The sequence below is a fragment of the Clostridioides difficile ATCC 9689 = DSM 1296 genome (genome assembly GCF_001077535.1).
Classification (GTDB): Bacteria; Bacillota; Clostridia; order Peptostreptococcales; family Peptostreptococcaceae; genus Clostridioides; species Clostridioides difficile.
In genome coordinates this window covers 450,753-472,118 of record NZ_CP011968.1, presented here as the reverse complement: position 1 = coordinate 472,118, position 21,366 = coordinate 450,753, and the positions used below count along the sequence as shown (strand labels likewise).

Here is a 21,366-nt window from a genome sequence, read left to right as displayed (position 1 = left end):
CTAAATTAAAGTCTATCAAGTATATTTTTTCCTATTTCATATCCTTCTTGATAAATAGTTTTACAAAACTCATCATCAAAGTTAAGCGTGTCTTTAGGAGCAAATTGAGTATTAGGTCTAACTACTATTATTTTATCTTCATCATATACTTTTTTAATATCTTCTGGCAACTCATAATTATATTTTGTGGATATTAAAATAATTTTATCCACATTATCCCCAATTAATGGTTCAATTAATGCACTCCTAATTAAACCTCCATCTAATTTGAAACCATCATAAATTCCTTCTTGCACATCTTTCACAAATTGTTCTTTAAATCCAAGAGTTGCGTTTGGATTTGATGGTAACAACCCACTGTATGAAATGCTGATAATGGCTTCATTACGAGGCATTTTTGATACGTCAACAATCTTTTCTGATACTACTTTATTATCAACTTCAACATAATTAACATAAAAGTTCATTTCTTCTATATTACTATCATCTAGTTCCCTTAGGTTGTCTATAGCAGGAGAATTATCCACAGTATTATTTACTATTTTTACATTTCCATTCTGGATATCTTTTATATTTGTCCACATTTTCTCCAAGTTATCAACATTCCCTGTGTACAAATAATATCCATTTATTGCTCCTATTGATGTCCCTGAAATCGAATAAAATTTATTTATTCCTCCATCATACAAGGCTTTAACTACTCCTGCTTGATAAGCCCCTTTTGCTCCTCCACCTTCTAAACATAATCCTAATTTCATAGTCTCATCTCCAAATTGTTTATCTTATATTTATATTTCAAAAAACTTACTAAATGTTTTATATATACTATAGTGGTCCTCAACATTTCCTAATTCTCTTATAGAATGCATTGCTAAAATTGGACTTCCCACATCCACAGATGGTATATCTATATGAGTAGAAGATATTGGACCTATAGTACTTCCTCCTCTTTCATCTGACCTATTAACAAATTCTTGATACTCAACATTAGCTTCTCTACATATATTTTTATAAATAGCTATAGAATATCCATCACTAGTATATGCCTGACTAACATTTATCTTTATAACCGGACCTTTTCCCATTATTGGTTTATTAGTTGGGTCATGCTTTTCTGGAATGTTTGGATGAATAGCATGAGCTAAATCTGATGATATCATAAAAGATGAATAAATAGACTCAAAGAATCCCTCTCTATCCTTACCCATTGATATGCAAATTCTCTCCAATATATTTAACAACATGTTTGAATCTGCACCTTGTTTAGTAGAGCTACCAACTTCTTCATTGTCAAATACAGCCATTACATTTACACCATGTTGACCTTTAGTATTAACAAGAGCATTCAAACTAGCATGTACCATTGCAAGATTATCTTGTCTCCCAATAGATATAAATTCATCATTAGCCCCTATTAAACTTCCTTTTTCAAATTCATATAAAAATAAATCAAAATCTATAATATCGTCCATATTTACATCTAAGTTAGATGCTATTTGCTTTATAAGAAAATTATCTTTTTCTAATGTATCATTTAACATCCCAACTAAAGGTAACATATCTTTTTGCTTATTATATGAATGACCATCATTTATACTTCTATTTAAATGTATTGCTAGATTTGGTATTATACAAATTGGCTTTTTAAAGTCTATAAGCCTTTCATTTGGTTTTAATATACTATCACCTTTTAAAACTACTCTACCAGCTATCCCAAGAGGTCTATCCAACCATGTACTTAATATTGCTCCTCCATAGCATTCTGTATTTAACTTCAAATAAGATTTTTCAGCTTCTATTTCTGCATTTGGTTTAATACTAAATGTAGGAGAATCTGAATGAGAGCCTATTATTCTAAATCCATCTCTTTCTATATCTTCTGAATTTACTACAAAAGCTACTATAGCTGATAAATTCTTAGTAACATAATACTTTCCACCAACTCTTAGATTCCATCTTTGATTCAAAACTAATTCTTCAAATCCATTTTTATCTAAGATTTCCTTAGTACTCTCGACTGCATGAAAAGACGACGGACTATCATATATGAAGTCTATTAAGTTTTTAGCAAAGTTTATACTATCCATTCCTCATTTACCTCCATTATAAAATATTTAGTGTTGTATATTCTTTATTTATTTTTTTAATTCCCTGTTGGTCAAAAGCTATAGTAACATCTGTACCAATTATAGAAACCACTGTCCCAACCCCAAATTTAGGATGATGTACCTTAGAACCAAGTTTTATATCATCTGGATTAGTTTCTTTATTAGAATCTTTTATTGTAGCATTAACTTTATCTGCAACTTTAGATTTGCTTATAGTACTCATATACTTTTTAGTATATTTATCTAACATATTATAACTTGCTTTAGAATAGCTTAGTTCTTTTTTTACTTTGTACAATCTTTCTATACATTCTTCTGGCAGTTCTTCCATAAATCTTGAAGCTATTGCAACATTTGTTTTACCATATAATGTTCTCTTCTCTGTCAATGACATATATAGCTCTTCTTTAGCTCTAGTTATACCAACATAACAAAGTCTTCTCTCTTCTTCTATTTGTGAATCACTCATAGATTTTATAGCTCTTGATATAGGAAATAACCCTTCTTCCATACCTGTTAAAAACACAACAGGGAACTCTAAACCTTTGGATGTATGAATTGTCATAAGCGAAACCCTATCATTGTCTTCTTCATCATTTGATTCAGATGTAAGTGCTATACTTGTTAGGAATGTCTCTAAGTCTTTATTTTCATAAGTATCATCATTACTACTTTCAAACTCCAAAGCTATAGAAATAAATTCTCTCAAATTATCAATTCTGTCTTGAGCTTCTTCACCTTTGCCTGTTAAATCTTTTTCATTTTTATTTCTTATCTCTACAAGCTCGTCCATATATCCTGTAGTATCCAAGACTTTTTCTATAAGTTTGCTAACAGGATAAACTTCTTTTATAGTTCTAAGAGTCCCTATAATATCAACAAATCCACTTATACTTGCCCTTGCCTTAGTAGATATATCTGAATTTGTTTCTATATCAATTAATACTGAGTATATACTTTCCTGTTTTAAGTTAGCTCTATCTTCAATTTTTTCTATAGTTCTAAGCCCTATACCTCTTCTAGGAACATTTATAATCCTTTTTATAGATATATCATCTTGTGGATTTTGAATAACTCTTAAATACGCCAACAAATCCTTTATTTCTTTTCTCTCATAGAATTTTGTACCACCATATATATTGTATGGAATTTGACTTCTATTTAAAGCGTCCTCTACAGGTCTTGCCTGTGCATTTGCTCTATAAAGTACTGCAAAATCCTTATAAGGTCTATTTTCTTTTCTAGCTATTTGTGCAATTGAATCAGCAATGAAATCAGCCTCTTCTATTTCGCTACCAGTTAATTGTATCTTTATAAGTTCTCCTTCTTTTTTTTCACTCCAAAGCTTTTTTCTTTTTCTTTCTATATTATTAGATATGACTTTATTAGCTGCATCTAATATCACTTGTGTAGACCTATAATTTTGTTCTAACTTTACAACATGTACATTGTCATAATCTTTCTCAAATTCAAGTATGTTTCTTATATCTGCACCTCTCCATCCATAAATACTTTGGTCATCATCTCCAACAACACAAATATTTTGATGTTCTCTTGCTAATAATTTTATCAATTCATATTGAGCTTTACTTGTATCTTGGTACTCATCTACCATTATGTATCTAAATCTACTTCTGTAATATGCTAACACTTCATCATTAGCCTTGAAAAGTTCTACAGTTTTAAGTATTAAATCATCAAAGTCAAGTGCACTATTTCTTTTTAAACGGTCTTGATATAGCGCATAAATATCTGCAATCTTAACCATTCTATTATCTGCCATATTGATATCTTTAAACTGCTTTGGAGTATAAAGTTTGTCTTTTGCTCCTGAAATTGCACTTATAACTGCTTTTGGTTCAAACACTTTATCACTTAAATTTAATTCTTTTAGACAGTCTTTAACCAATGTAACTTGGTCTGCTGAATCATAAATTACAAAACTTCTATTGTAACCAATCTTATTTATATCTTTTCTTAGTATACGAACACAGCAAGAATGGAATGTACTTATCCACATATCCTTAGTTTCAGGACCTATATTTTGTTCAACTCTCTCTCTCATTTCATTTGCAGCTTTGTTTGTAAATGTTATAGCCAATATATTTGGTGCTTGTACACCTTTATCTTCTATAAGATATGCTATTCTTGTTGTTAATACCTTAGTTTTACCTGAACCAGCACCAGCCAGTATAAGTACTGGACCTTCAGTCTTTTCTACTGCTTCTCTTTGAGCAGGATTTAATGTATCTAAATTCATATTTCTCCTCCTGTTAACAGCCATAAATATATTTTAATCTAAAATATGAATTACTTCAAATTATAATTATGTATTATATTAATAGATTATTTCCAATATATTACAATTAAATAACATTTTTCCATATAATTTATTTCATTGTTTAATAAAAAAAATAACCTTATGATTTGGGGAATCATAAGGCACCTTTAAGGGGTCTAGGTTAAGGGTTATTATATATAAATCTATTTTTTTAAAATAGGTTTAGGGCTTAATTATTTATTTGTATTAAGTTCTCTTTCCTTCCAATACTTATACAAATCTTCTTCTTTCTTAAATAAGGGTAAATTCATATTTCTATGTACTTTTACTAACCATGGGGATTCTAGACCAGCTTGTATAATATTATTTTCATTTATAAACACATTTTCTGCCTTTCCTTCATCAATCAAAATCCCCTTATCCAATACATATATGTAATCACATATTTCATACATTAAATTCATATCATGACTGGATATTACTATTTTTATATTATTTTTATTTAATCCCTTTATTATATCTACAATAGACCTAGTACTTACTGGGTCTAAACCAGCTGTAGGTTCATCAAGTAATACAATTTCATTTTCCATTGCTATAACTGATGCTATTGCCACTCTTTTTTTCTGTCCATAGCTAAGAAAATGTACTGGCCTGTCTATAAAATCTATTCCATTAACAGCTACTAGAGCTTTGTTTATTCTCTCTTTAATTGTTTTTTCATCCATACCAATGTTTCTCATTGCAAAGGCTATATCATCATATACTTTTGAATAAAAAATTTGTTTTTCTGGGTCTTGGAACACAATACCTACATTTTTTCTAAGGTTGTATAAACTTCTCTTATCATATTTTAACTTTTCTTCTTTAAAAAGAATTTCTCCAGATGTAGGCTTTAATATACCCATTAAATTCATAAATAATGTTGATTTTCCTGAACCATTTGAACCTATTATACCTATAACATTTCCCTTTGAAAAATCCATATTAATGTTTAATAGTGCATTGGTATTTTTTTCATATTGATACGTTAAATTATTTATTTTAAACATCATTATCCCCTACTATGTGAAATTTACCATCATACAATTTTATGTCTAATGATATACACATATCATCATACCTTGTCATAAGTCTTTTGTACAGCATACTTCCAAGAATACCTAAGGATTTATATGAAGTTTTTAAATTTATATATCCAAATCTTAGCTCTTGTGACTTGTATATTTCTGAAAATTCTTCTAAAAATATGAATATAAACCTATATATTAACATTGATAACTCGACAAAAGTGTCAGGTAAATGAAGTTTTTTAAAAAAGAATATTAATTGATTAAAAGGTGTTGTAAGTATACAAAAATACACACAAGTCAAACAAGACATCGCTCTAAATAACACATGAATAGACATGTCAATAGACGCCTTTGATATTCCTACATTAAAACTAAAAAATTCAAAACTATATAATAAATCTGCTTTATTAAAAGATATATTTACAAGAGTTATTCCTATACTAAGAAATAAAAAGTACATTGGTATTCTAAGTAATTTTAAATAATTTTTTAAATCTATTCCAGCCACACAAACAACCAAAATACTCATTAAAATCATAATTCCACTTAAAATAAATATATTTTGTATTACCATAGAAGCAATCAGAAAAATTACTCCTATGGCTACTTTTTTGTTTGGATTTACTTTACTCAATCTATTTGTATATGCATATTTATCAATTATAAGCATGATTAACTTCTCTTTCCTTTTTGAAGACCTAATATGTATCCTATTACACCAGCCCCTAAAGCTGCTTGTGCAGAGAATAATAAACTTTCTATTTCTCCACTTGGTGGCTCATATGGACTGCTAAACCATGGTTTGTAATTTGGATTTATCTTAGTAATTTCACTTTCAGCTTGACCATCTGCTCCTCCATATTCAGCACCTGAGTTGACAAGTAATGGGAATATAATAAGAGCTACTACTAATAAAAGTAATAATATGTTAGTTTTTGTTTTTGTTTTAGCACTCATTAGCTTTAACTCCTTTATCATTATTTTCTAGTATGCTTTTTTCTCCGTTTTCTGTAATTAAATTATATACAATTACAGTAAGTATACCTTCTGCTATTGCTATTGGTATTTGAGTCATAAAGAAAATTCCTAAAAATTTAATTGCTGAAGCCATTACCCCACCTGATGGGTCTGGGAAAGCCAGTGCTAATTGTATTGAAGTTATTGTATATGTGGCTAAGTCTCCTATTGCTGCTGCAAGAAATACTGGAATAGCATTATTTCCATCTTTTTTCTTTAAAGCCTTAAATATTAGGAATGATACGATTGGCCCTATTATCGCCATTGAAAAAGCATTAGCTCCTAAAGTAGTTATTCCTCCATGTGCTAATAACAATGCTTGGAATATTAAAACTATAGTTCCAAGAACAAACATTACGCTTGGTCCAAACATTATTGCTCCAAGACCTACACCAGTAGGATGTGAACAACTTCCTGTTACTGAAGGTATTTTTAGTGCTGATAATACAAACACAAATGCTCCACATAAAGCTAATAATACTTTCTTTTTAGGGTCTTGCTTTACTATTTTACCTATTGATTTTAATCCGAATAAGAAAAATGGTATAAATATAACTCCCCATGCTATAGACCATTTTACTGGTAAGTAACCTTCCATTATATGCATTGCATTTGATGTAACTGGAGTTAAAATGATTAACATAAGTGCAGCTATAACCCCTAATTTAATATTCTGTTTCATCTTAGTATCCCTCTCTCCCTTTCTAATAATTAAAACATAATAATACATGTCTGATTTATTTAATAAAATAAAAAAGCCTAACTCGATGGTTAGGCTTCTAATTTTCCACAATCTAAATACAAACACATAAAACAAACATATCTGTATAATTATTATAAGAAACTTTCTCCATCCCCGAAGAAATTACTTTAATATTTTAGGCAGGTCTCCTGACTTAGCTTCATCCTACTCCTCTTCCTTCCCATGAGATATAAAAAATATCATCATAGTGGCTAACAAAAGTTTCGTCTGCATCACAGTAGCGGGGGCTGTAAAGGAATTTAACCTTTTTCCCTATTAATCTTGCTTAAAGAACCTATAATATTATATATTTAATTTTTAAATTATTCTTAAATCATTTTCTATATAAATCATTGTATACCTTTTCTGTGAAAATTTCTACATTTTTTATAAATTTTATTCATTTTTATATTTTTATGTATATAAATTCTTTTTTGTAAGTTTATTAATTTCTAATTATCTTCTTTAAATACATTGAAACTACATCAGAAAATCTAGTTATATCTCTTGAATATATAAAATCATTTCCATATATTAATCTTTCAGCTTCAAGTTCTGATTCTTTTCCTGTAAATACTCCTAATACTAATATATTTTGCTTTCTAGCTTTTCTCACTTCATTGGCTGTATCTCTCAAACCAACTATACCCCTATAAGCCTTTTCTCCTCTTAATGTTCTCTCACTACTTTTTCCTATCTTTACATCATTTGGTCTTCCATCGCTGAGAACTATCAGGATTTTATTTTCTTCATCTCTATTTATTAGACCACTACATATAGATTTTATTGCCAAACCATCTCTATTATTACCAGCACAAAAATATTCAAATATATTTTCACTATTTTTTATACTATCATCATAATCTTTAAATCTTTTTAATATTGTATAGTCTAAAAAACTAGAAAATCCCATCACTCTATTTGGTATGCCAACTTCTGTTAGAGCATTTGCAATTATGTAAGCTTGAATTGCCACATTTCCCTGATTTCTACTTTGAGAGCCACTTGCATCCAATAATATATCAATAACGTATTTCCCTTTTTCATTTTCTATATCTTTATAAAATATTTTATTATTATTACTTCTACCAACTCTCCAAGCTCTATTTGCTAATATAGTACCACAATCAGAATATACTCTACTTTTAGCATTTTCTTCTATTAAAATTCTTGACAGACTTTCTTTTAATCTCTTTATTTGCTGTCTATACATTCTAGCATGTTCTCTAAATTTTCCTAAATTATTTTCTTTTTGTCTTGTTACATATTTTAGTTGAAATACATTATTACACTCACTTCTAAGAACTCCATCTGTAAAGTGTATTCTACAACCTTCATGAACATTTCTACAATTTTGTGTCTCAATTTTTTTAATTTCACCTTTACTCAAATAAGTTTTTCCATAATAATGTTCTATTTTTGAATATATCTTATTTGCAGTGTCTTCATCAACATATATAACTCGGTCTGCTGAATTGCTACATTTAGAATCATCAAAATCCCCTACACCTTCTACAAGCATGGATGAAGATATTGAATCTATATCACTTTCAATAATATTTTCTTCTTCATCACTATAAAGTTCTTCATACATGAAATCAGCAAATGTATCAAAATTTACTTCTACACTTTCTACATTATTTTCATCAATAAGACTATTTTCTTCTCCATTTAATATGTATTCAAAATAAGTTAAATATATAACATCTAATGCTTTTAAAATCTCCATAATATCTTGATTGGTATCTATATTTCTTATATCATTAACTATTCTTCTAGTCATACTATCTAATGCTGGGTGCTTGTCCATACTATAAAGTACAAATGTGTATTTAATTTTATCCATAATATTATCATTGTGTATTTTGGTAAAACGTGAAACAATATCTTTATAAGCATTTCTTCTTATGTCTTCTATCCCTGGCCTATCTTTAATGACCTTTTCTTCAACTATTGTATTTAATATGACTTGAATTAGACCCAGTATAATATCTTTGTTGTATCCTTTTCTTATTCTATTTGTAAGATATTTTTTAACTATATCCCAATCTACATACTTTCTTCTAGCACCTGCAATTATTGCGAAATATAGACCTATTTCTTTTGAAGAGTAATCTTTTTCTGATATATCTATACTTTCATTGTAATCACCAGCTATTGTCCATGATAGGTTATTAGCTCTATTTTCAAATTCATAATCATCATATATCCATTTCATAATCTCACCTATATTAAATATGACTTATTGGAAACACATCTATACTCTCCCATTTATTAGGTATTCTAGTTTTAATTACATCTCCAACCATTTCTTTCTCATATACATCAAAAGTCTTTCCTGTAAGTCCCATATTAATTGCAAGAGTTGGTTTTAATCCTCTTCTTATAGTCTTAAGAGATGCCATAAGACCACGTAAATCAATAGCTTTACTAGATATCTCTCCATTTTGAGACTTCAATTGTAAATCTAAAAATATTCCTGCAAAGTGTATTAATTTTTCTTCATCAGCATCTGAAAATTCATTTTTTAAAATCATCATTAACTTATCTTCTTCTATAGGAGGAATATCTATTACCATAAATCTAGATACCAGTGCTTCATTAAGTTCTTTTGTTCCTGCATATTCATAATTCATAGTCCCAATAAATCTTGTTGCTGGATGTAGATTGACTCTCTCATACCCAGGTACATCAATTATTCTTCTATAGTCTAAAGCTGAATGTACCACAACTATAGCATCATTTTTTGCCATATTAATTTCATCAAATACCCCAAAACCTCCATTAATAGCACACTCATAAACTGAGCCTCTTCTAAGTTTAACTTCATTGTCTATAAATGTATCTGTACCTATAAGTGTTGAACTGTCTGTATTTATATGAAATGATGTATTCCACTGAGGTCTATTAAATATTTCCCCTAGATTATCAGCAAGTAAGTTTTTTCCTGTTGCCTTTGGTCCCGATAATAATATATTTTCTTCTTCTAAAATAGCTGCTATACACATAGACAAGATATCTTTACCATAAAAATAAGTTTTAGACTTTGTTACTCTGTATTCTAAATCTTTTTCTAATCCATAATAATTTCTAAAATACAGTACATCTTCAATAAGTTTTTCATCTACCCCTTGCACCCTTAGATTATCTATTATATCCATATTTTTACCCCTTTTATATAAATAGTATTTGTTTCATTTCTTATCACCATTTTAGCATAAAAGGATATAAGCTAAAATTGATTTTTTAATCTCCCCATTTTAAGTAAAACCATGCACCATTTTATCACTACAAAATTAAGAGTACTACTTACTGATATTTCTTGATTTTGTTCGTCTATACGTATATAATATATGCTGATAAATTATGAGGAAAGGATGATTGAAATATGGAATATATGTCTTGCCCAGAAGTAGCAAAAAAATGGGGTATTTCTGAAAGAAGAGTACAAAAACTATGTGAAGAAAGTCGCATACCAGGAGTTTCAAAACTCGGGTATATGTGGCTGATACCAAAGAACGCAGAAAAGCCTGTTGATGGTAGAACAAAAAGAAGAAAGGAAGTACAATATGAATAGCGTTTTAATTATAGATGATGACAAAGAACTTTGTGCTCTTATGAAAAAATGTGTTGAGCAAGAAAATTTATCTGCTATTACTGCACATTGTGGTGCAGAAGGTCTACATTTGGTCGATAAAAATAGACACACACTCTCTCTTGTAATTTTGGACATAATGATGCCAGATATAGACGGTTTTCAAGTTCTGAAAAAAATTAGAGAAACAAGTAATATTCCAGTAATTATGCTTACTGCTAAAAATGACGAGGATGATAAAGTTTCCGGACTACGTTTAGGTGCTGACGATTACCTAACAAAACCGTTCAGCATAAACGAACTTATGGCTCGTGTCAATTCTCTTATTCGTCGGTATACTATGTTAAACCCTGCTTTTATAACAGACACAGATTGCATAATAATAAATGGCATGATTATTGACAAGACAAACCGAATTGTTTCTGTCAATAATATTCCTGTTCAACTTACAAGCAAAGAATTTGATTTACTTGCTTTTCTGGCTTCTAATAAGGGACGGGTGTTTACCAAAAAACAGATTTATACACAAGTATGGGAAGAAGAATATGCTTTTGACGATAGTAACATCATGTCTTTCATCAGTAAATTGAGAAAAAAGATTGAACCAGACCCCAACCATCCATTTTATATTTTGACAGTTCGTGGTGTCGGTTATCGTTTTAATAAGGAGGCTTAACATGAATACAAGTGTCTATCTGCTTTTGATATTGGTTCTTAGCCTGATTATTATAGCGTACCTTGTTTCTGTCCTGCTACGTGTCCGAATACAACTTACACTTATAAAAGATGCTTTAGAGGATATAAAAAATGGAAACCTTAATCGACGTATTTTAACAGATGAAAACGACATTACAAAACAAATTTGCTATGATATTAACGAAATAGCAATCAATAGCCAATTTCAACTTATTCAGCAAAAACAATCAGAACAAGCCTACAAACAGCTAATGACAAGTCTCTCCCATGATGTAAAAACTCCACTTGCTTCTTTGGTCGGTTATTTGGAAGCAGTAGAAAGTAAAATTGTTGTAGGAGAGGAAAAAGACGAGTATATCCATGTTGCGTCTAATAAGGCTCATTACTTAAAGAATTTTGTAGAAAATCTATTTGAATGGGTAAAATTGGATTCTAAGGAACAAGTTTTTCATTTTGATATTTTTGACTTGAATGAATTATCCCGTAATATTATATCTGATTGGATACCTGTTTTAGAAAGCAGTCATTTTGAATATGAATTTGATATACCAGAAATAGAGTACTTCTTACGTATAGACGCAAATGCATATACCCGTATCATTAATAACCTATTACAAAATATTATTACCCATAGTAGTGGCAACAAAATGACATTGAGAATTTTTGAAAACAAAGAGCAAGCTCAAATTATAATAACAGATAATGGGAAAGGTATATCTTCAGACAATCTCCCACATATTTTTGAAAGGTTGTACCAATGCGACCATTCACGAGCTTCAAAGGGAAATGGTTTAGGCTTGGCGATTGCAAAGGAACTTATTAACGCTCATAAGGGAAATATTACCGCCAACAGCACTCCCGGTATGGGAACAGAATTTACAATATTGCTTCCTAAAGCCCTGTAAAAGTACGAGGCTTTCTTACTCTAAAACAAGATAAAAGCAAGATTATGGCAAGGTTTTGGCAAGGTTCATGTTTTATAATTCTAATTGTAGTTGATTTTGACGTTGTATCAACTATCTTTTGTAGAAACAAATTTATTAAAAGTGAGGAAATTATATATGAATGATTTTGTGATTGAAACAAAGCAACTTACAAAAATTTATGGGAATCAAACAGTAGTTGACAAAGTCAATCTCCATGTAAAAAAAGGCCGAATATATGGTCTGTTAGGACGCAACGGAGCTGGGAAAACCACAATTATGAAAATGATTTTAGGATTGACTTCAATCACGTATGGCGAGGTAGATGTATTTGGAGAGAATATTAAGGGACGTGAAAAACAGGTATATCCCCGTATCGGTGCAATTATCGAAACGCCAGGATTTTATCCTAATCTGACAGGAACGGAGAACTTGGAGATTTTTGCAAAACTGCGTGGTACAGCCGCCCCTAATTCTGTAAAAAGAGCATTGGAAATTGTAGGCTTACCTTATAAAAATAAAAAGCTGTTTAGTAAATATTCACTTGGCATGAAACAGCGACTTGGTATTGCCAACGCTATCCTGCATGACCCAGAACTGTTAGTTTTAGATGAGCCAACCAATGGTCTTGACCCTATTGGTATTGCGGAGATGAGAAAGTTTATTAGGGACTTGAGCGTTGAGCATGGAAAGACAATTCTTATTTCCAGTCATATTCTTTCAGAAATCTCATTGTTGGCTGATGATATTGGAATTATCGACCACGGTGTTCTTTTGGAAGAAAGTAGTATGAGTGAACTAGAAAAGAAAAACAGTAAATATATCCTGCTACAAGTTTCAGATATTCCGAAGACATCACTTATTTTAGAGCGTCAATTTAACACGAAGGATTATTCCGTTCAAGATGACTACACGTTACACCTTTATAACACTAATCTGGATATGGGTGAAATCAATAAAGCACTTGTAATGCAGAATGTAATTGTTATTAGTTCTCAACTTTGTAATGATACTTTAGAGGACTACTTTAAAAAAATCACAGGAGGAGAGGGCATTGCTTAAACTTATTCAAACAGAATTTCTTAAACTGCGTCGTAGGAAACTTATTTGGCTGATGTTGTTGTCTGCTCTCATTATGCCGTTTTTCGCACTACTATACTTCAATTATTTTGGTAAAACAGGTGTTGAGCCAACAAAGTTTTATAAATGGTCTGCATTTGGTTATACACTTTGGATTATTTTGCCCGTTGTTTTGGGTATATTTTGCACCATGCTTATACACGAAGAAAACCAGTATGATATGCTCAAACAGCTTTGGATTGTACCTATTAGTAAAATGGGATACTTTTTTAGTAAATTTTTCGTTGTTTTGATTTACTCTATTTGTTTTATGCTGATTACAGCCGTTGCTTCTGTGTTATTTAGTGTACTTTCTGGATATGTCGTATTTAGCTGGGCAAGCATTTTATATTTGTTGAAAAAATGTCTAGAAATTGGTGTAATCACTGCTTTTGTAATGTTGCCGATTTTGGCAATCGCTACATCTCAAAAAGGATACATTCTCCCAATTTGTATCACATTGGTATATGCCTTTTCCGGTTTTGTTATAATGACAATAAATATGTATTTACACCCTTTATCCAGTATGGGAGTTATTATCATGAGAAATAAAGACATTCCAGGTCTTATATTTTCACAGGAAATTAATGTCCCATTAGCATTTCTTTGTATTTGTATTTGGAGTATTGTATCAGTATTGTTTGCAAACATTGCACTAGGAAGAAGAAAGTGAGGTGTAGATAATGTGGAAATTACTTTGGGCTGAATGTCAAAAAATTCGTCGTTCAAAAATTGTTTGGATTACAGTTTTTGCATCCATTATGATAGCAGTCATAGTTTTTGCAGGAGGGCAGGATGTATATAATGACCCAGATTTACATTATGGCTTAAAGAGCGTTTATGACGGTTCACGGTATATAGACAATGCAGGTTGGTATATGGACGCAGTACAACCTTGGTCAACTTTTTTTGTTCTTCCTGCTGTCATTGCCTTATTAGGAAGCTATATTATTTGTCGTGAAGAAGAGGAGGACACTATTAAATCCCTGCGTCTTATTCCCATAAATGAAACAAATTTAACCATAGCAAAAATGATTATTACTTTTATATTCAGTATACTTCTTTATTTGTTACTCTTTACTATAACATTTTTGACTGAATCCGTTTTACATTTTTCCGATTTATCGACAAAACTGGTTTTAAGTTGCATGAAAGAGTATTTTCTTGATGGCATAGGTGTATTCTTTGCAATTTCTCCCATTATTGCCTTGGTATCGCGCATGAAAAAAGGATATTGGCTTGCATTAGTATTCACAGAAGTTTATTCTATTGCTGGACTATTTGCGGGTATGTCAAATGTCTTACAAACCTTTTTTCCTATTGCGGCAATATTTAATATTTCTGGATACTATATAACTACTGGAGAAAAAATTATGGGGAGTATCATAAGTTTATTACTTTGTGCCTGCCTTTCTGCATTTATACTGAAAGGGCTAAAACACAATGAAAAAAATTGAAATATGTATATCAAAATGAAAAAGATAAAAAAACTGATTATTCTAATTGTATTCTTGTTTCTTTTTGGCATGTTACACTGTTATACTGAATGGAAATTCAACAATGACCCACCTAAAGGGGTAATAGAAAGAATAAATGAGTGGACTGATAAGATTGGACTGGATTAGTAACTTATGTTAATTATAGTGAATGTAATATTAGCAAGTTATTGTTTCGTATTTTAATACTATAACTTTAAATATTTGGTTTTAATCTTCCAAACGAATATAAAAAAACTGTCACAGAGGCAACATATTTTTGAATATTTATAAAGTGGTAGTTTTGATTTTCAAAGCTGCCGCCTTTTCTTCTATATAAGCAAACTTATCCTCAACAAAGTGTAAAACATGGTACATTTTAAGAAAAAAGTACCACAGACACAAGCAATAAAAGAAACGCCGAGAACCTACAAAAACGTAGTGCTTATGCAGATTTACGACGCCTTCTATTTTCTCAACCGTCTTAATGACCTTGTACAAAAGAAATTTTTCTAATATTTTTTATAATCTTATCTTGTGATGTTTTTTATGTATAAATGACTTAATAACAAATCCAATAAAAATTATGGATATTGGTATAATTAGAACGAGGAATTTATAATCATTATAATGTGACATTATTCTTACCCAACTCTCAGAAAAAATATATCCTATACTGATTAATGAAGTATTCCATATGGTTATTCCCACGATAGATGATATTGCAAAAGTTATAATATTTTGACCTGCTATACCTGCTATAAAAGATATGTATGTTCTACATAAAGGGATTAATCTACATACACAAACAGAAATAGAAGAGTATTTATTAAAATAATCTTGAGATGCAAATATTCCTTTCTTTGCCTTTGGACATATCTCTATTATTTTATTTATGATAGATTTACCTCCCCAATTTCCCACTGTATAACAAAATATCGAACCAAGTATACCTGCAATTATACTTAAAATTAAAATTGTCAGAAATCCAAAATGATTTCTTGCAGCAATTGCTCCACATAAAGGTAAAACAACTTCGCTAGGTAATGGAAAACAAGCATACTCAATCATAATTAATACAAATACAGAGATTAATCCATATTGTAAAATAAAACTATTGATTACAGACACTTACTTATCTATCTCCTTTCTTATTTAAAGGTTTTAAGGGTACATATTCTAAGGATTCTCACCCTATATTTAAAGAATCAATCTCTTTAAACTATTATATGTATTTACACAAAGCATTTATAACATACTTTAAAAATAGTACCTTAAAATAAGAAACTTAATAAATAAAAAAAGATTACGTGGCTACGTCCTACTCTCCCAGGCAGTTTCCCACCAAGTACCATCAGCGCTAGAGAGCTTAACTTCTGTGTTCGGAATGGGAACAGGTGTATCCTCTCTGCTATTGTAACCACATAATCTTTATGCTTAATATTTCTATTAAGTTTTTAATAAGTTTATAGAATCTAGTAATACTAGTTTCTTTAGAGTTAGCACTCTAAAAACTACACATATATCTTAATGAATGAACATCAAATAAATATTGGTCAAGTCCTCGACCTATTAGTATCGATAAGCTAAATACATTGCTGCACTTACACCTTCGACCTATCAACCAGATAGTCTTTCTGGGGTCTTACCCTTGCGGTGGGAAATCTTATCTTGAAGTTGGCTTCGCGCTTAGATGCTTTCAGCGCTTATCCATTCCGCACATAGCTACCCAGCCATGCCCTTGGCAGGACAACTGGTACACCAGAGGTACGTCCATCCCGGTCCTCTCGTACTAAGGACAGGTCTTCTCAAATTTCCTACGCCTGCGACGGATAGGGACCGAACTGTCTCACGACGTTCTGAACCCAGCTCGCGTACCACTTTAATGGGCGAACAGCCCAACCCTTGGGACCTACTACAGCCCCAGGATGTGATGAGCCGACATCGAGGTGCCAAACCTCCCCGTCGATGTGGACTCTTGGGGGAGATAAGCCTGTTATCCCCAGGGTAGCTTTTATCCGTTGAGCGATGGCCCTTCCACGCAGAACCACCGGATCACTAAGTCCGATTTTCATCCTTGCTCGACCTGTATGTCTTGCAATCAAGCTCTCTTTTGCCTTTACACTCTACGTACGATTTCCGACCGTACTGAGAGAACCTTTGAGCGCCTCCGTTACCTTTTGGGAGGCGACCGCCCCAGTCAAACTGCCCACCTGACAGTGTCCCAAGACCAGATTCATGGCCTATGGTTAGAGTCCCAGTACTACAAGGGTGGTATCCCAAGGATGGCTCCGCCAAAACTGGCGTCCTGGTTTCAAAGCCTCCCACCTATCCTGTACATGTAGTACCAAGACCCAATGTCAAGCTACAGTAAAGCTCCATGGGGTCTTTCCGTCCTGTCGCAGGTATCCGGCATCTTCACCGGAATTACAATTTCACCGAGTCTGTTGTTGAGACAGTGCCCAAATCGTTACGCCTTTCGTGCGGGTCGGAACTTACCCGACAAGGAATTTCGCTACCTTAGGACCGTTATAGTTACGGCCGCCGTTTACTGGGGCTTAAGTTCACTGCTTCGATTGCTCTAACAGATCCCCTTAACCTTCCAGCACCGGGCAGGCGTCAGCTCCTATACATCGTCTTGCGACTTAGCAGAAACCTATGTTTTTGGTAAACAGTCGCTTGGGCCTATTCTCTGCGGCCACCTGATGGTGGCACCCCTTATCCCTAAGTTACGGGGTCATTTTGCCGAGTTCCTTAACAACAGTTCTCTCGCTGGCCTTAGGATACTCTCCTCACCCACCTGTGTCGGTTTGCGGTACGGGTACCTTTAACCTCGATAGAGACTTTTCTTGACAGTGTGAAATCAGCTACTTCGCTACTAAATTTCGCTCCCCATCACATCCCAGCATTATCAAAGCGGATTTGCCTACTTTGACTGCCTCAATGCTTGGGCACACATAACCAACAGTGTGCTTAGCTTATCCTACTGTGTCATCCCTTCTCTCAAACAGTTATCGGTAGTACAGGAATATCAACCTGTTGTCCATCACCTACGCCTTTCGGCCTCAGCTTAGGTCCCGACTAACCCAGGGCGGACGAACCTTCCCCTGGAAACCTTGGGTTTACGGCCTGTGGGATTCTCACCCACATCTCGCTACTCATGCCAACATTCTCACTCCCATACTGTCCACATGTCCTTACGGTCATGCTTCAACCCGTATGGGAAGCTCCCCTACCCATCATTACTGATGCCGTAGCTTCGGTAGTAAGTTTTAGCCCCGGAAATCTTCGGCGCAGGATCACTCGACCAGTGAGCTATTACGCACTCTTTGAATGAGTGGCTGCTTCTAAGCCAACATCCTGGTTGTCTGTGCAATCCCACATCCTTTACCACTTAACTTACATTTAGGGACCTTAGCTGACGATCTGGGCTGTTGCCCTTTCGACTATGAATCTTATCACCCACAGTCTGACTCCCAAGTATAAGATGACGGCATTCGGAGTTTGATAGTCTTCGGTAGGTGCAATACCCCCTAGGACATTCAGTGCTCTACCTCCGTATCTCTCACCTTGAGGCTAGCCCTAAAGCTATTTCGGGGAGAACCAGCTATCTCCGGGCTCGATTGGAATTTCACCGCTACCCACAAGTCATCCCCGAGCTTTTCAACGCTCGTGGGTTCGGACCTCCACGAAATTTTACTTTCGCTTCATCCTGCTCATGGGTAGGTCGCCCGGTTTCGGGTCTACGTCAAGTAACTGAACGCTCAGTTAAAACTCGCTTTCGCTACGGCTCCGCACCTTAAGTGCTTAACCTTGCTACTTAACGTAACTCGTTGGCCCGTTCTACAAAAAGTACGCGGTCACACAAGAAATGTGCTTCCACAGCTTGTAAGTGCAGGGTTTCAGGTTCTATTTCACTCCCCTCCCGGGGTTCTTTTCACCTTTCCCTCACGGTACTATACGCTATCGGTCACTAGGTAGTATTTAGCCTTGGAGGGTGGTCCCTCCTGCTTCCCACAGGGTTTCACGTGTCCCGTGGTACTCTGGATCATATCTAAAGTCTTCTCGTTTAACATACAGGACTATTACCTTCTGTGGTGGGTCTTTCCAAACCTCTTCAATTACGATACCTCTTCGTTATGATATGTCCGCAACCCCAATAAAGAAAACTTTATTGGTTTGGGCTAATCCGCGTTCGCTCGCCGCTACTTACGGAATCGAATTTCTTTCTCTTCCTTCAGGTACTTAGATGTTTCAGTTCCCTGAGTTCCCCTCATTAAGCTATGTATTCACTTAATGATACTTAGACATTACTCTAAGTGAGTTTCCTCATTCGGAAATCTTCGGATCAAAGTTTACGTGCAACTCCCCGAAGCTTATCGCAGCTTATCACGTCCTTCATCGGCTCCTAGTGCCAAGGCATCCGCCCTGCACCCTTAATAACTTGACCAGTTAAAAAGGTTTGATAGATTAGAAGCTATCAACTTCGATAATTTTAAAAAGTTATCAGCTTTATATATTACAAATTAGATGTCATATCACTAAATATATATGCAGTTTTCAAAGTGCTAAAAGTGCTAATTTTGAGTATTCGTAAAAACGAACCCTCAAAATTAAACAGTAGGCAATTCTCCTTAGAAAGGAGGTGATCCAGCCGCACCTTCCGATACGGCTACCTTGTTACGACTTCACCCCAGTTATTGATTCCACCTTCGACGACTTCTTCCAAAAGGTTAGATAATCGGCTTCGGGCGTCTCCAACTCCCGTGGTGTGACGGGCGGTGTGTACAAGACCCGGGAACGCATTCACCGCAGCATTCTGATCTGCGATTACTAGTAACTCCAGCTTCATGTAGGCGAGTTTCAGCCTACAATCCGAACTGAGAGTAGCTTTAAGGGATTAGCTCCACCTTACGGCTTGGCAACCCTCTGTACTACCCATTGTAGCACGTGTGTAGCCCTAAGCATAAGGGGCATGATGATTTGACGTCATCCCCACCTTCCTCCAGGTTATCCCTGGCAGTCTCTCTAGAGTGCCCAACTTAATGATGGCAACTAAAGACAAGGGTTGCGCTCGTTGCGGGACTTAACCCAACATCTCACGACACGAGCTGACGACAACCATGCACCACCTGTCACCAATGTCCCCGAAGGGAACTCTCCGATTAAGGAGATGTCATTGGGATGTCAAGCTTAGGTAAGGTTCTTCGCGTTGCTTCGAATTAAACCACATGCTCCGCTACTTGTGCGGGTCCCCGTCAATTCCTTTGAGTTTCACTCTTGCGAGCGTACTTCCCAGGCGGAGTACTTAATGCGTTAGCTGCGGCACCGAAGGGGGTAACCCCCGACACCTAGTACTCATCGTTTACAGCGTGGACTACCAGGGTATCTAATCCTGTTTGCTCCCCACGCTTTCGTGCCTCAGCGTCAGTTACAGTCCAGAGAGCCGCCTTCGCAACTGGTGTTCCTCCTAATATCTACGCATTTCACCGCTACACTAGGAATTCCACTCTCCTCTCCTGCACTCAAGTCTCCCAGTTTCAAGAGCTTACTACGGTTGAGCCGTAGCCTTTCACTCCTGACTTGAAAGACCGCCTACGCACCCTTTACGCCCAGTAAATCCGGATAACGCTAGCCCCCTACGTATTACCGCGGCTGCTGGCACGTAGTTAGCCGGGGCTTCCTCCTCAAGTACCGTCATTATCTTCCTTGAGGACAGAGTTTTACGACCCGAAGGCCTTCATCACTCACGCGGCGTTGCTGCATCAGGCTTTCGCCCATTGTGCAATATTCCCCACTGCTGCCTCCCGTAGGAGTTTGGACCGTGTCTCAGTTCCAATGTGGCCGATCACCCTCTCAGGTCGGCTACTGATCGTCGCCTTGGTAAGCCGTTACCTTACCAACTAGCTAATCAGACGCGGGTCCATCCTGTACTGGCTCACCTTTGATATTTAAGAGATGCCTCTCAAATATATTATCCCGTATTAGCATACCTTTCGGTATGTTATCCGTGTGTACAGGGTAGGTTACCCACGCGTTACTCACCCGTCCGCCGCTCTTTACCGAAGTAAATCGCTCAACTTGCATGTGTTAGGCACGCCGCCAGCGTTCATCCTGAGCCAGGATCAAACTCTCAAATAAAAGTTTATCAGGCTCAGATACTATTGTTATCAAAATATCTGGCTTTATGGTTTGTTTCTTGTTTTATAAATTAACCTACTGTTTAATTTTCAAAGTTCATTTTTTATGTTTGCCCTTTTCTTAAGGACAAGTAATACTATATCACCTTAAAAATAATTCGTCAATACTTTTTTAAATTATTTTTTAAAAATATTTA

General features: G+C 34.2%; 16 protein-coding genes, 3 rRNA genes and 1 riboswitch. Of the genes, 6 read left to right on the top strand and 13 right to left on the bottom strand.

Features of this window, described 5'->3' with window-relative positions:
- Nucleotides 1-5: 5 nt before the first annotated feature.
- From CDIF1296T_RS02750 to CDIF1296T_RS02710, 9 genes are all read right to left on the bottom strand, one after another.
- The gene (locus CDIF1296T_RS02750) at nt 6-758 is read right to left on the bottom strand and encodes a patatin-like phospholipase family protein (RefSeq protein WP_003434193.1); all 753 of its coding nucleotides are present in this window, start codon (nt 756-758) and stop codon (nt 6-8) included.
- Between the two features lie 30 nt (nt 759-788).
- Nucleotides 789-2,087, bottom strand: a complete 1,299-nt coding sequence (locus CDIF1296T_RS02745) for a M18 family aminopeptidase (RefSeq protein WP_009895394.1) — start codon at nt 2,085-2,087, stop codon at nt 789-791.
- Between the two features lie 16 nt (nt 2,088-2,103).
- On the bottom strand, nt 2,104-4,368 hold the full coding sequence (locus CDIF1296T_RS02740) for a DUF3553 domain-containing protein (protein WP_009888186.1): 2,265 nt from the start codon (nt 4,366-4,368) through the stop codon (nt 2,104-2,106).
- Between the two features lie 254 nt (nt 4,369-4,622).
- Nucleotides 4,623-5,441, bottom strand: a complete 819-nt coding sequence (locus tag CDIF1296T_RS02735; RefSeq protein ID WP_009895392.1) for an energy-coupling factor ABC transporter ATP-binding protein — start codon at nt 5,439-5,441, stop codon at nt 4,623-4,625.
- Nucleotides 5,434-6,132 carry a cobalt ECF transporter T component CbiQ gene (gene cbiQ, locus CDIF1296T_RS02730; RefSeq protein WP_003434199.1) on the bottom strand — a complete coding sequence of 233 codons (699 nt, stop codon included), beginning with the start codon at nt 6,130-6,132 and terminating at the stop codon, nt 5,434-5,436. Before cbiQ ends, CDIF1296T_RS02735 begins: the two co-directional genes overlap by 8 nt.
- Before the next feature lie 2 nt (nt 6,133-6,134).
- Nucleotides 6,135-6,419, bottom strand: coding sequence for an energy-coupling factor ABC transporter substrate-binding protein (locus CDIF1296T_RS02725; protein ID WP_009895390.1), 285 nt, complete (start codon nt 6,417-6,419; stop codon nt 6,135-6,137).
- Entirely contained in the window at nt 6,409-7,161 is a 753-nt protein-coding gene (locus CDIF1296T_RS02720) for an energy-coupling factor ABC transporter permease (protein ID WP_009895388.1), read from the bottom strand. Before CDIF1296T_RS02720 ends, CDIF1296T_RS02725 begins: the two co-directional genes overlap by 11 nt.
- 182 nt (nt 7,162-7,343) lie before the next feature.
- A riboswitch (cobalamin riboswitch) is annotated at nt 7,344-7,535 on the bottom strand.
- A gap of 131 nt (nt 7,536-7,666) precedes the next feature.
- Nucleotides 7,667-9,439, bottom strand: coding sequence for a vWA domain-containing protein (locus CDIF1296T_RS02715; protein ID WP_003434204.1), 1,773 nt, complete (start codon nt 9,437-9,439; stop codon nt 7,667-7,669).
- A 13-nt stretch (nt 9,440-9,452) separates the two neighbouring features.
- Complete coding sequence (locus CDIF1296T_RS02710) at nt 9,453-10,382, bottom strand: AAA family ATPase (protein WP_003434205.1); 930 nt, start codon at nt 10,380-10,382, stop codon at nt 9,453-9,455.
- Nucleotides 10,383-10,609: 227 nt separating this feature from the next.
- Between CDIF1296T_RS02710 and CDIF1296T_RS02705 the strand changes: the two genes are divergently transcribed.
- The 6 genes from CDIF1296T_RS02705 (at nt 10,610) to CDIF1296T_RS02675 (ending at nt 15,011) form a co-directional block, all read left to right on the top strand.
- Nucleotides 10,610-10,798 carry a MerR family transcriptional regulator gene (locus CDIF1296T_RS02705; protein ID WP_003434206.1) on the top strand — a complete coding sequence of 63 codons (189 nt, stop codon included), beginning with the start codon at nt 10,610-10,612 and terminating at the stop codon, nt 10,796-10,798.
- Entirely contained in the window at nt 10,791-11,492 is a 702-nt protein-coding gene (locus CDIF1296T_RS02700; protein ID WP_009895385.1) for a response regulator transcription factor, read from the top strand. The genes CDIF1296T_RS02705 and CDIF1296T_RS02700 overlap by 8 nt, the downstream gene beginning before the upstream one ends.
- A gap of 1 nt (nt 11,493) precedes the next feature.
- Nucleotides 11,494-12,417, top strand: coding sequence for a sensor histidine kinase (locus tag CDIF1296T_RS02695; RefSeq protein ID WP_003434209.1), 924 nt, complete (start codon nt 11,494-11,496; stop codon nt 12,415-12,417).
- Between the two features lie 156 nt (nt 12,418-12,573).
- The gene (locus CDIF1296T_RS02685) at nt 12,574-13,497 is read left to right on the top strand and encodes an ABC transporter ATP-binding protein (RefSeq protein WP_009895384.1); all 924 of its coding nucleotides are present in this window, start codon (nt 12,574-12,576) and stop codon (nt 13,495-13,497) included.
- Nucleotides 13,490-14,227, top strand: a complete 738-nt coding sequence (locus CDIF1296T_RS02680) for an ABC transporter permease (RefSeq protein ID WP_009895383.1) — start codon at nt 13,490-13,492, stop codon at nt 14,225-14,227. Before CDIF1296T_RS02685 ends, CDIF1296T_RS02680 begins: the two co-directional genes overlap by 8 nt.
- Nucleotides 14,228-14,237: 10 nt before the next feature.
- Entirely contained in the window at nt 14,238-15,011 is a 774-nt protein-coding gene (locus CDIF1296T_RS02675; protein ID WP_003434217.1) for an ABC transporter permease, read from the top strand.
- A 540-nt stretch (nt 15,012-15,551) separates the two neighbouring features.
- Here CDIF1296T_RS02675 and CDIF1296T_RS02665 read toward each other — a convergent pair.
- From CDIF1296T_RS02665 to CDIF1296T_RS02650, 4 genes are all read right to left on the bottom strand, one after another.
- Nucleotides 15,552-16,160: a DedA family protein gene (locus tag CDIF1296T_RS02665; RefSeq protein WP_009895382.1), complete on the bottom strand. Its 609-nt coding sequence runs from the start codon at nt 16,158-16,160 to the stop codon at nt 15,552-15,554.
- A gap of 177 nt (nt 16,161-16,337) precedes the next feature.
- Nucleotides 16,338-16,454: ribosomal RNA gene (gene rrf / locus CDIF1296T_RS02660) — 5S ribosomal RNA — on the bottom strand.
- A gap of 127 nt (nt 16,455-16,581) precedes the next feature.
- Nucleotides 16,582-19,479: ribosomal RNA gene (locus CDIF1296T_RS02655) — 23S ribosomal RNA — on the bottom strand.
- Nucleotides 19,480-19,667: 188 nt separating this feature from the next.
- A 16S ribosomal RNA gene (locus tag CDIF1296T_RS02650) occupies nt 19,668-21,170 on the bottom strand.
- The 16S, 23S and 5S rRNA genes sit together here, the layout of an rRNA operon.
- Nucleotides 21,171-21,366 lie beyond the last annotated feature (196 nt).